The organism is Kineosphaera limosa NBRC 100340, from assembly GCF_000298215.1.
Classification (GTDB): Bacteria; Actinomycetota; Actinomycetes; order Actinomycetales; family Dermatophilaceae; genus Kineosphaera; species Kineosphaera limosa.
Map to the genome: position 1 here is coordinate 1 of NZ_BAHD01000103.1, position 12,018 is coordinate 12,018.

The following is a 12,018-nucleotide window of genomic DNA, read 5'->3' on the forward strand; positions in this document are numbered from 1 at the left end:
GCGGGTGCCGATCCGCCGGGTGCCGCAGCCGGCCCCGGAGGTGATCCGCTCGACGTGGCGGCAGGCGGCGATCCCGCGCATCGAGCGCGCGCTGCGCGCCAGCCAGGCGCGCAACCCCGGCGGCTGGTACGTCGTCGGGGCCAGCACCGACCTGGGCGCCACGTCGATCGTGCGCACCGTGGCCGGGCGGGAGGTGGCCCTGTGGCGCGACGAGAACGCCCGGGTGCACGCGGGGCCCGGCGCCTGTCCGCACATGGGCGCGCGGTTGGACCGGTGCGACGTGGCCGGCGCCGACCTCATGTGCCGCTGGCACGGGCTGCGGCTGCCGTCCGAATGGCCGGGGTCGTGGCGCACGCTGCCCGCGCACGACGACGGCGCGCTGTTGTGGGTGCGGCTCCCGACGGCCGATGAGGACCCCACCGACTCGCCCACGCTGCCCGTCCGACCGGACCCCACCACCTCCCTGACCTCGGTCTTCGCGAAGTCGGCGCGCTGCGAGCCGCAGGACATCATCGCCAATCGGCTGGACCCGTGGCACGGGGCCTGGTTTCACCCGTACGCGTTCAGCCACCTGGTGGTCGACGACGACGCGAGCACCGACGACTGCCTCGTCACCGACGTCACGTTCCGGCTGAACCACACCTGGGGGGTGCCGGTGCGGGCGCAGTTCACATGCCCCGACGCGCGCACGATCGTCATGCACATCACGGAGGGTGAGGGCGCCGGCTCCGTCGTCGAGACGCACGCGACGCCGCTGGGCACCGACCCCGAAGGACACCCGGTGACCGTGATGACGGAGGCGACGATCGGCTTCTCCCCGCGGCCGGGCTTCGCGGTGGCGCGGGCGTTCGCGCCGCTGATCCGGCCGCTCATGGTGCGCACGCAGGCGCAGCTGTGGGTCGACGACCTCGAGTACGCGCAACGGCGCTACCTCGTGCGCACCGGGCAGGTGCGGCTGTGAGGATCCCCTCGCGGCAGCTCATGGCGCTGCGCACGATGGTGACCGTGCAACTGTCGGCGATCATCGCCCAGTCTGGTTGGGCGGCAGCGGCGCTCGGGGGCGAGGAGCACTACTGGCGCAACCACTCGCTCGGCGCGCTGTTCACCAGTGGGGTGTGTGTGCTCGGCGCCGGGTTGTACGTGCTGCTGCGTCGCAACGCGGGCCCGGTCAATGTGACGTTGGCCGTGTCGCTGGCGGCGGCCGTCGGCGTCCAGTACGCGCTGGGCGAGGCGGGAGTGCGGGCGATCCACATCTTCTTCGGCATCCTCATCGCGATGCTGGCGACCGCGTTGACGTCGTGGACCTACCGGCACGACGACGGGCAGCCGCCGGGCTTCGGGCCGGGCGCCGCTGCCCACCAGTCAGATTCGCAACCGTTGACGGAAGGTGGTCGGCGTGGCTAACGGGCGGTCGATCGACGCGCGGGGGGCCACGGTCACCCCGGAGTTCGACGAAATCGGCGCGTACTACGACCGGCTGACCGGCATGTCGCCGGGATACGCGCAGCAGTTGTACAGCTCCGCGCGGTTGTTGACCGGAGTGCTGTCCGGTCGGCCGCAGGGGTTGGGCTCGCTTGTGCGGCCGGCTGGGTCAGCGGCCGGCGGTGGCGCGCCGGAGCCGGGTGGGTCGCCGTTGCGGGTGGCCGACGTCGGCTGCGGCTCGGGGACCTCGACGCAGGCGCTCGTGCGGGCGCTGACCGAGACGGGTGCCCCGTTCGAGATCGAGGGCATCGACGGATCGGCCGGGATGCTGGCGCAGGCGCGGACCAAGTCGTGGCCCGGCTCGCCCGAGGCGTCGGTGCGGTTTCGGCACGCGCAGGCCCAAGACCTCGTCGCGGACGAGCCCCGGTACGACGCGATTTTCGCGGCCTACCTCGTGCGCAACGTGCCCGACAAGGACTCCTTTCTCGCCACCGCGCGGCGGCTGCTGGCACCCGGTGGAGTGCTCGTCGTGCACGACTACGGCGTGGCCGGGCGGCCCCTCGACACGCTGGCGTGGACGGCCCTCTCCTGGGGCGTCATCATTCCGTCGGCGTGGGTGGTCACGCGGCGGCCGCAGTTGTTCTCCTACCTGTGGCGCAGCGTGTTGGAGTTCGACTCCGACGAGCAGCTGCGGGGGCGGCTCATCGACGCCGGCTTCCGGGATGTCGGGCAGCGCCCCGTACCCGGCTGGCAGCGCGGGATGGTCCGCGCCACCTGGGGGGTGGTGTGATGCCGGGCAGGGGAGGTGGTGCGCGCACCGGCCCAAGCAGACGTGAGGGCGGGCGTGAGGGCGGGCAGCAGAACGGGCGCGGCAGTGGCGGCGCGGGGCTCGGCGCGCTGGGCGGCGCGCGGGATCTGGCCGGCGCGCTCGGCGGCGCGACGATCGAGACCGGGCGCGTGATCGCGGCTCGCACCGGGCTGACCCGGAGTCGCTGGACCCCCGGACGGGACTCGCGAGCCGAGCGCTTCGCCCCGCCGAAGCCCACACAACAGTGTGCAGAGGACCCGCGCGTGGCGGTCGTCGGTGGCGGGATCGCCGGGATCGCCGCCGCGCTCGCACTCGCCGAGCGGGGGGTCGCCGTGACACTCCTGGAGCGCGAGGACTCCCTGGGGGGTCGCGTGCGCAGCTGGCCGGTCGATCTGCCCGGCCAGGTGCCCGGTGACCTGCCCGGCGACCTGCCCGGCGAGGTGCCCGGCGAGGTGCCCGGCGAGGTGCCCGGCGAGGTGCCAGGCGAGGTGCCAGGCTCGACCGCCGACGAACGGTTCGATGCGGCGACCCGCGCGAGCGGGGGCGCGACGATGAGCCGGGGCTTCCACGCGTTCTTCCGGCAGTACTACAACTTGCGCGGACTGCTGCGGCGCGTCGACCCGGACCTGTCCGGCCTGCGGCCGGTGCTCGACTACCCACTCGTGCACGCCGACGGCACCCGCGACTCCTTCACCCGCGTCCCGCGGCGACCACCGTTCAACGTCATGGGTTTTGTCGCATCGAGCCCGTCCTTCGGCCTGCGCGACCTCGCGCGGGTCGACGTGGCGGCGGCGCTGGGGTTGCTGGACGTCGACTTCCCGCGCACGTTCGTGGAGCTCGACGGCGTGTCGGCGCAGGACGTGCTCGACCGGCTGCGGTTTCCGCAGGGCATGCGCGACCTGGCGCTGGAGGTCTTCGCGCGCAGCTTCTTCGCAGACCCGCGGGAGTTCTCCGGCGGCGAACTCGTCGCGATGTTCCACACGTACTTTCTGGGGAGTGCCGAGGGGTTGCTCTTCGACGTCTCCGCCGACGAGTTCGACACCCTCTGGTGGGGCCCGCTGGCCCGCTACCTGAGCGATCTAGGCGTCGAGATTCGTTGCGGGACAACGGTTACCGGGATCCAGGAGGCCCATGTGCCGGATCACGACGGGCCGCCAACCGCGGGGCCGCACGGCGCCGGATCGCGCGGCGGCAAGAACGGCGCTGGCAGCGGCGGCGCCGGCAGCGGCGGCGCCGGCAGCAACGGCGCCGGCAACGGCGGCAGCGGCCGGAGCAGGTTGGCGGTGACGGTCTCGGACGGCTCACACGTGACCGTCGACGCGGTCGTGCTCGCCACGGAGCGCGACGTGCTGCAGCGGCTCGTCGCGCAGGCACCCTGGCTGGGCGACGAGCGGTGGCGGGCGGCGATCGCGGCCGGCCGCATGGCCCCGCGCTTCCTCGTGCACCGGCTGTGGTTCGATGCCCCGATGCGCCCGGGCACTCCGGCCTTTCTGGGGACGGCCGGCTTCGGGCGGCTCGACAACGTCTCGGCGATGCACCTGCTCGAGGAGGGCGCCGCCGACTGGGCGCGCGAGCACGGCGGCAGCGTCGTCGAACTGCACGCCTATGCCCTGCCCGAGAACGTCGCCGACGCGGACGTGGTCGCCGACCTGCGGGCACAACTGTCCCGGCTGCATCCCGAGTTGGACCACGCGCGGGTGCTGCACGAGGAGGTGCTCGTGCGGGGCGACTGCCCGCTGGCCGGCACCGACGTCTGGGCCGCGCGGCCGGGGGTCGTCACCCCCGATCCGCGCGTCGTGCTGGCCGGCGACGGCATCCGCTGCGAGTTGCCGGTCGCCCTCATGGAGCGCGCCGCGACCACCGGCCTGCAGGCCGCGAACCACCTACTGGCCGGCTGGGGTCGCCCCGGGCACGACGTGTGGAGCCCCCCGACCTCCGGGCGGTTCGGCCCCGCCCTCGGCGGACTGCGCCGCGCCCTGGGCCGACTGCCCCGCCGAGCGGCGCCTGCCGCCGCGACTGAATCCACCCCGACCGATCCCACGCCGACCGATCCCACTCCGGCCGGTCCCGATCCGACGGGCCCAAACCCGACCGACCACACTCTGACCGACCCCGTTACGACGGCCTCCGGGAGGCCCACATGAGCTCGCACCGCACACTGTCCTGGGAGTTCGACGGGTCGCCGCAGCAGGTGCTGACCCGCTGCGCCGACCCGCGGATCGCCGCGGCCCGCGCGACCGCCGACCCGAACCTCCAGGCGGAGGTCACCGAACTTCTCACCGACTCCCCCGACGGGGCGGCGCTGATCGTGACGATGGTCGGCCAGATCCCCAGTGGCTGGCTGCCGTCCCGGGTGGCCGACAAGATGGGCGAGCACGGGGGCGGCCCGAGCATCACGCGCCGCGAGGCCTGGTACCTCGCCGACGATGGCAGCGCGTTCGCCGACGTGCGTTTCGCGTTTCAGGGCGTCCCCGCGACGACGATGACCGGCTCCGCTCGCCTCGCGCCCGCCGGTCCGGACCGCAGCGCCCTGACCTACCAACTCGACCTCGACGTCGCGATCCCGCTGCTCGGGTCGATGATCGAGGCCGCGGTGCTGAAGAACGTCGTCGCGGCGTTCGACAAGGAGGCCCATGTCATCGCGTCGGCCTAGTAGTCACGGCCGTCCTCGTCGGCGCATTCGTCGAGGAGTCCGCTGATGGCCCACGTCGTCGTCATCGGAGCGGGGCTGGCGGGCCTGTCGGCCGCCGCCCACCTGCAGGGGCAGGGGCACGAGGTGAGTGTCGTCGAGGCGCAGGCCGGTCCGGGCGGGCGCGGGATCGCGGTGCAGCGCAACGGGTTCACGTTCGACACCGGACCGACGGTGCTGACGATGACCAACCTGCTCGACGACACGCTGGCGCCGCTGGGGCGGACCGCGGCCGACACCTTCGACCTGCACCTGCTCGACCCGGCGTACCGGGCGTGCTTCGCCGACGGATCGACGCTGCACATTCGGCACGGGCACGAGGCGATGCGCGCCGAGATCGCCCGCGAGTGCGGCTCGGAGGATGCGGCCGCCTTCGACGAGTTCGTCACGTGGCTGCGGGCCCTGTACGAGGTCGAGGTGCCGCACTTCATCGACGTCAACTTCGACTCCCCCGCCGACCTGCTGCGCAACCCCGGCGCGATGGCGCGGCTCGTGCGACTCGGCGGCTTCGGGCGGCTCGGCCCGGCGATCCGCCGGCGCTTTCGGGACGAGCGGCTGCACCGCATCTTCTCTTTTCAGGCGATGTACGCGGGCCTGGCGCCCGAGCAGGCGCTGGCGATCTACGCGGTCATCACGTACATGGACTCCATCGAGGGCGTCTGGTTTCCGCGCGGCGGGATGCGCGCCGTGCCGGAGCTGTTGGCGGCGGTTCTGCAGGAGGCGGGCGTCGAGTTCCGTTACGGCGCACCGGTGACCCGGATTCTGACCCGCCCCGATGGGGCCGTCGCCGGCGTGCATATCGCCCGGGTTTCGGGTGCGGAGCGGGCGGGTGACGATTGGGCGGGCGCCGGCGAGCGACTCGCGTGCGATGCCGTGGTGTGCACGATCGATGTGCCGACCGCCTACGACCGGCTGCTGCCCGACCTGACCCCTCCGGTGGCGGTGCAGCGGCCGCGGTACTCGCCGTCGGCGGTGGTGTGGCACGTCGGGGTGCGCGGCGGCCCGGAGGCGATGCCGCAGGCGGCGCACCACAACATCCACTTCGGGCGGCAGTGGGCGCAGTGTTTCGAGGATCTGCTCGTCGCGGGCACCCGCATGCGGGATCCGTCGCGGCTGGTCAGCGTGCCGTCGCTGGACGATCCGAGCGCCGCGCCCGCCGGGCATTCGACGCTCTACGTGCTGGAGCCCGTGCCGAACCTCGCGGTCGGCCACGTCGATTGGGCAACCGAACGACCGGCGATGCGCGCCGAGCTGGAGGCCTTTCTCGACGCCAACGGCTACCCCACGCACGTCGTCGCCGAGCACCTCGTGGACCCCACGGACTGGGCGCGCGCCGGCATGGCCGCGGGCACCCCGTTCGCGCTGGCGCACACGTTCGCCCAGACCGGCCCGTTCCGCCCCAGCAACGTCGAGCGCCGCCGCCCCGGCCTGTTCTTCGCCGGCTCGGGCACGATCCCCGGCGTCGGCGTCCCGATGGTGCTCATCTCCGGCAAACTCGCCGCCCGCCGCGTCGCCTCCTACCTGCCCACCCCCGGCCTCCCCCGCTAGCGAGGCCTAGCCGTGCAGGTGCAGGTGCTCGGCGAGCACCTGCGCGGAGCGGCGGCCGTCGTGCAGGGCCTCCACGAACCGGCGACCGGCGGCGGCGCGCTCGCGGGCGGCGTCGCGGTCGGCGAGCACCGCGGCGATGACGTCCCCGACGGTGTCCGGGGTCGCCTCCAAAATCGGCAGCTCACCGGCTCCGGCCGCCCCCGCGAACTCCCGGGTCGGCTGCGACACATGCGAAATCAGCACCCGCTGGGAGGCCATCGCCTCGCACGCCAACACCCCGTAGGTGCCGATGGCGAACTGGTCGAGCACGATGTCGGCCTCGGCGATCCGCTGCGGCATCTGGGCGGGCGGCACGTTCTCCAGGCGGCGGTACTCGATGACGCCCTCCTCGTGCAGCCGCGCCATCCGCGCGTCCACGGCCATGCTGCCCTTGAGGCTCGCTCGGCTCGGCGCGTGCACGACCACCGGCCGCTCCCGCTCCAGCACGAGCGGCCCGGGCCGCCAACGCTGCGTGTCGACGACCACCGGCAACCAGATCGAGCCCGGCACGTCCGGCAGCAGATCGGGCGTGGAGGCGAACACCGGCCCCAACCCGTCGGCCGCGAACGCCCGGATCTTGACCGAGAGCACATCGAACTGGGACTGCAGCCGCGCGGTCAGCTCCTCGGTCGGGTCGGTGAACGGCGACCACGGCGTCGTCGTGGCGTGCCGCGCCGGGTCGCGGATCTCGGAGCCGTGCATGAGCAGCCCCACGCGCAGGCCGAGCGCGCGCGCGAGCTTCGCGTCGCCCTCGAAGTCGCGGCCGTGCCGGATGCCGAAGAGCGGCCGGCCGGCCTCCAGCAGCAGGTGGGTCCAGTCGGCGAAGGCCCGCGCCGCGAGCCGCTCGCCCCACGACTTGTCGCGGCGATACGTCGCGAGGTCGACGGTCTCGTCGGTCTCGAAGGTGAGCGCCAGCCCGCGGTCGACGGTGATGACCCGCGTCGCCACTCCCGGCACGTTGCGCTCGATCGCCTTGGCCCAGGCCCACGCCTGACCGGCCATGTTCGCCGGGCCGATGCCGACGACGCTGGGCCGGTCGTCGCGCCACGCCGGCTCCTCGTGCACATCCTGCAACGCGGTCTCGACGGTGGGCTCGGCGACGGACTCCGGCGAGCCGAGCAACTCGCGATACAACCCGCGCAGGCTCGCGGCCTGCCGCTCCCACCCGTACGGCTCCAACAGCCCGGAGTCGCCTGCGATCCGCTCCCGCAGCGCCGCCTCGCGCTCGAGCACGTCGCGCAACGCCGCCGCGCAGGAGGCAGGGTCTTCGGCCGTGAAGACCGCCCCCACCTCGTTCTCGCGCACGAATCGCGCGAGCGCCCGGCAGTCGCTGACCACGAGCGGGAGCCCCGCGTGCAGGTACTCGAACAACTTGTTGGGCAGGGAAAACTCGTGCCCGCCGAAGTGCACGAGGGGGTGCACCCCGATGTCGGCGGTCGCCAAGAACGCCGAGACCTGCGCCGGGCCCACCGGATCGAGCAGATGCAGCCGATCGGCCACGCCCAGCTCCTCCGCCTGCTCACGCAGCGCCTTGACGTTGCGGGTCTTGTTGTGCGGCACGCAGACGACGGCCAGATGCACCTCGGGCAGCTCGGGCAGCGCCGACACGACGGTCTGGATGCCGCGGGCGGGGGTGACGCCGCCGGAGTAGACGACGAGCGGGACGTCGGGGGCCAGGCCGCAGGTGGCGCGGACGTCGGGCCGGTCGAGCGTGACCTGGGTCGCGAGCTGTGGGGAGTTCATGACGACGGTCGGCGTGACCGGCAGCTGGTACTGGGCGCGCAGGTGCTCGGCGAGGTCGGGGGTGACGGTGATGACGGCGTCGGCGCGGTGGATGTACTCCTGCTCGAGGTCGACGTAGGCGGCGACGAACCGCTTGGTGCGCGGCGGGTAGATCGGCAGCCCCTCGACGTACTCGTGCGAGTCGTACACCCACTTGGCCGGGCGGCCCTGGGCGCGGCGGCGGTGCACGGCGCGGGCGGCGGTGCCGACGTGGTGCACGTCGTGGGCGTGCAGGATCTCCCACTCCTGCGCGTCGATGACTGGGGCGTAGGCGAGTTCGAAGTCGTCGATCTCCGGCAGGTCGCGGCGCCAGGAGGCGAAGCGCGTCTGCTCACCCATCCACTCCGCGAACGCCTCCCGCCACTGCTCCTCCTTGGGAGCCAGGCGCGCCAGCACCGCGTCGGTCTTGCCCTGGGCGATGCGCCCGAGTCGGCCGAGCTTGACCCGGGCGTCGAGGGAGCGGCCGCCGAACTCCTTGGCCTCGGCGCGGCGTAGGCCGTCGTGCAGGGCGCGGATCCGCTTGTCCCGCGACGTCGGCGGGGCGGGGATGCGGCGCTTGGTGCGGCGCGCGGCGCGCTTGGCGAGGGCCTTGTCACGCAGCCGCCACGCCACCGGGACCCGGATGATGCGCACCGGCCCGAACTGCGTCTCCTCGCGGTAGCCCGAGGGCGACCAGCCCAGCACGGTCACCTCCAGGCCGCCGTCGGCGAGCGCGAGGGCGCTCTTGTACACGCGGGTGTCGTGCTTGATGTCGTTGCCGACCATCATGAGGATCGCAGTCACGCCGCAGAGCCTAACGCCGCGCGGCCCGTCGCTGCCGGGGCGGCCGCGACCGCCGACCTAGACTTAATCCCCATGAGCCGCAGCAGGTTCCCCCTCACGCGGGCTTTGGACCTGTGCGCCGCTCTGGTCGCCGCCGCGATCATCGTGTTCGTCTGCCTCGGCGGCGTGGTGCTGCTGCCGCTGAACCGCGCCGGGCACCTGTGGACCGCGCAGTGGACCGTCGTGGCCCTCGGTGTGTTCGCGGTGTTGACGATGCCGCCGCGCCGGTGGGCGGCGTGGGCGCCGTGGACGTTCATCGCCGTGTGGGCGGTGTTGTTCGCGTGGATGCCGCACGCGCTGGCCGTCGCCCCGGATGCCCGCGCCGCCGACATCGAGCTGCGCCGTTTCGTGCAGTGCCTCATCTACTCGGCGGCGTTGCTGGCGTGCGCGCGGGGGGCTCGGCTGGGGTTGGCCGGGGTGCGGGTCGGCTGGCTGCTCGCACTGCTGACCTGCGGCGGGATCGGCCTGTGGGAGGTGCTGACCGCCAACCACCTGCTGTTTCTCGACCCCGTGCGGGGTTGGGTCTTCGGCCCCCGGATGCCCGCCGCGACGTTCCTCAACCCCAACAATCTGGCCGCCATGCTCATCGGCATGATCGCCGGCGCCTGGGCCCTGCGCTCTGGCCTGCGCTGGTTGTGGGCGCGGGTGGCCCTCGATGTCGTGGTGGTGCTGGGGTCGGTCGTCGTCGTCTTCACCCAGAGCCGCGCCGGCCTCCTCGCCCTGGCCGTCGTCTACGCCCTGGAGCTGTGGCGTCGCTGGCCCCTGTGGCACGCGGGCCACCGCGAGCGCGCCGCCGCAGGGGGTGGGGCGAGCAGTGACGGCAACGGCGAACCCGGCCCCGGGCACGAGCGCGAAGACGGAACCGAGACCGAGGCGGGCGATGCCGGGGCCGCCGCCAAGGGACCGCGCTGGTCACGCCGGTGGACCCTGGGAGCTGGGGGTGCGCTGGCGGCGCTGGCGGTCGCCTCTGTGACGATCCCGGCGCTCGCCCGCCGCAACCCGGTGGTCGAGATGGTCGGGATGCTCTTCGACGACGAGACCGCCCGCTCCGACGGCCTGCGGCTCCAACTCATCCGAGCCGCCCTGCGCTACCTGCGCGAATCCGGCTGGACCGGCTCAGGAGCGGGCTCCTTCGAACCGCTCCTGTGGGCCGACCCGGAGCCGGGCGTCGTCAAGCTGACCAACCTGCACAACGCGTTCATCGAGCTGCTGAGCCAGTACGGCCTGGTCGTCGGCGCCACCCACGCCCTTTCCTTGATCGCCCTCCTCGCCGTAGCGGCTTCCCCGCGATACCTGCCCCGCGACAACCGAGTCGAGATCCTCGGATACCTCACCGCGTTCTTCGCCTTCGGCATCGTCGCCAGCTCGTCCCTGACCATCCCCGGCTGGTGGCTCCTGCAGGCCAGCGCCGCCGCCTCCTGGTGGGCCGCCGCCCGCGAGCGCACCCCCCAACCTGCCGAAAGCCATGCTTTGGGTCGAAGTTCAGAGACATAGCCGCGCATGTCGCCGCGAACTGCCCAGCCACGCTCGGCGACGTGAAAGATAGTGTTCGCTTTTGCAGGCCTGACCGTGTAAAAGCGAACACTATCTTTCAGGCCTGCCGCAGCCAGGGCATGAGCGCGGCCGCGGATCTCCGGCCGTCGTGGACTGCGGCGGCGTAGGCGGGGCCGGAGGCAGCCACAGCGCGGGCGGAGTCGCGGTCCGCGAGGACGGCTTCGACGTCTGCGCGCACGGTGTCGGCGGTGGTCTCGATGATCGGCACTGCTCGGCCGGTGGCCTCGTGGATGCGCGTGCGGACCGTGTCGCCGAGGTAGGCGAGCACGACGCGGCCGGCGGTCAGCGCTTCGATCGCCGCGACGCCGTAGAGGCCTATCGCCACCTGGTCGATGACGAGGTCGGCCGCCTCGTACTCCGCTTGCAACGTGGCGCGATCCACCCCCTGCAGTCGGCGGTACTCGATGACACCGGCTGCGGCGAGCGGCGCCAGCGCGGCGTCGATGTGCGCGGACCCCTTGAGGCCCGCGCTGCTGGGGATGTGCACGACCCGCGGCACGGGGCGCTCCAGGACGGGCGCGGCCGAGCTCCAGGTGTGCACGTCGACGACGGTCGGGCACCACGTCGCGTGCGGCGCATCGTCGAGCAGGTCGGGGGTGGAGACGAAGACAGGTCCGTCGAAGCGGGCCAGCAGGTCGCGGTTGCGGCGCGCCTGCCGCTCCAGCTTCACGGTCGTCGGATCGGACGCATCGGCGAACGGCGAGTGCGGGTGGCGGCGCGCGTGGTCGCTGGGTACCCGCAGGTCAGAGCCGTGCGAGAGGAGTGCCACCGCCAGCCCCGCGGCGCGCAGCCGCCGGACGTCCTCGACGCACGTGCGCCCGTAGAGGGGGCCGAACACCGGCCGCTCCGACTCCACGAGCACGTGCGTGTAGCCGCCCAGCACGTACCGTTCCTGCGCCCGCTGCCAGGCGAGATCGCGGTAGATCTGAGGCGCGACGAGCTGGTCGGCCTCGAACGCGATCCGGCCGGTGACCGCCATGTTGCGGGCGCCCACCCCAGGGGCGTGCGCGTCGAGGGCACGCGCCCAGGCATACCCCTGACCGGCGAAATTCGCGGGGGCGATCCACACGCGAACGTCGTCCGCCGGTGGCTGCGGGCGGCGCGAAGCCTGGGCGAAGGCGGCCGCGAACTCTTCGGGCGACAGCCGGTCGCCAGCCCCCCCGAGTTGCCGATCAAGGACCCGCGCCGCTCGAACCGGTAGGTGCCGGCGCACCTGCCGCAGCCGCTCCCCCACGTCGTCCGGCAGCACCCGGCGGACTGGCGAGTCCGCCGCCAGCGCGCCCCGCACGGCCCGCTTCAGCTGTGCGCGCGCACCGGCAAGCGCAGCAGAACGGCTGGGTGCGCCGGCGCGGCT

At 73.3% G+C, this 12,018-nt stretch carries 8 protein-coding genes and 1 pseudogene; 7 read left to right on the forward strand and 2 right to left on the reverse strand.

All coding sequences use genetic code 11. The features are described from left to right. The 6 genes from KILIM_RS20480 to crtI all read left to right on the forward strand — a co-directional run. Positions 1–961 (forward strand): DUF5914 domain-containing Rieske (2Fe-2S) protein (locus tag KILIM_RS20480; protein WP_006594668.1); only part of this gene is annotated, 961 nt, incomplete at its 5' end. Then, positions 958–1,404, forward strand: a complete 447-nt coding sequence (locus KILIM_RS20485) for a hypothetical protein (RefSeq protein ID WP_006594669.1) — start codon at positions 958–960, stop codon at positions 1,402–1,404. The genes KILIM_RS20480 and KILIM_RS20485, both read left to right, overlap by 4 nt. Next, a complete protein-coding gene (locus KILIM_RS20490; protein WP_006594670.1) occupies positions 1,397–2,212 on the forward strand; it encodes a class I SAM-dependent methyltransferase in 816 nt (271 codons plus the stop codon). Before KILIM_RS20485 ends, KILIM_RS20490 begins: the two co-directional genes overlap by 8 nt. Further along, entirely contained in the window at positions 2,212–4,374 is a 2,163-nt protein-coding gene (locus KILIM_RS25215; protein ID WP_006594671.1) for an FAD-dependent oxidoreductase, read from the forward strand. The genes KILIM_RS20490 and KILIM_RS25215 overlap by 1 nt, the downstream gene beginning before the upstream one ends. Beyond that, a complete protein-coding gene (locus KILIM_RS20500) occupies positions 4,371–4,883 on the forward strand; it encodes a DUF2505 domain-containing protein (RefSeq protein WP_006594672.1) in 513 nt (170 codons plus the stop codon). The genes KILIM_RS25215 and KILIM_RS20500 overlap by 4 nt, the downstream gene beginning before the upstream one ends. 45 nt (positions 4,884–4,928) lie before the next feature. After that, complete coding sequence (gene crtI, locus KILIM_RS20505) at positions 4,929–6,467, forward strand: phytoene desaturase family protein (protein WP_006594673.1); 1,539 nt, start codon at positions 4,929–4,931, stop codon at positions 6,465–6,467. A 6-nt stretch (positions 6,468–6,473) separates the two neighbouring features. On the opposite strand, the gene KILIM_RS20510 is transcribed toward crtI, so the two are convergent. Continuing rightward, positions 6,474–9,071, reverse strand: coding sequence for a glycosyltransferase family 4 protein (locus KILIM_RS20510; RefSeq protein WP_006594674.1), 2,598 nt, complete (start codon positions 9,069–9,071; stop codon positions 6,474–6,476). A gap of 72 nt (positions 9,072–9,143) precedes the next feature. On the opposite strand from KILIM_RS20510, the gene KILIM_RS20515 reads away from it, so the two are divergent. Further along, on the forward strand, positions 9,144–10,604 hold the full coding sequence (locus tag KILIM_RS20515; RefSeq protein WP_085956030.1) for an O-antigen ligase family protein: 1,461 nt from the start codon (positions 9,144–9,146) through the stop codon (positions 10,602–10,604). A 97-nt stretch (positions 10,605–10,701) separates the two neighbouring features. Here the strand turns inward: KILIM_RS20515 and KILIM_RS20520 are convergent. Further along, a pseudogene (locus KILIM_RS20520) lies at positions 10,702–12,018 on the reverse strand (glycosyltransferase family 4 protein); the annotation flags it as partial.

Bases quoted from the DNA above. Each gene is read 5' to 3' on its own strand.
- KILIM_RS25215 (WP_006594671.1), top strand. From the start codon at position 2,212: ATGCCGGGCAGGGGAGGTGGTGCGCGCACCGGCCCAAGCAGACGTGAG.
- KILIM_RS20500 (WP_006594672.1), top strand. From the start codon at position 4,371: ATGAGCTCGCACCGCACACTGTCCTGGGAGTTCGACGGGTCGCCGCAG.
- crtI (WP_006594673.1), top strand. From the start codon at position 4,929: ATGGCCCACGTCGTCGTCATCGGAGCGGGGCTGGCGGGCCTGTCGGCC.
- KILIM_RS20515 (WP_085956030.1), top strand. From the start codon at position 9,144: ATGAGCCGCAGCAGGTTCCCCCTCACGCGGGCTTTGGACCTGTGCGCC.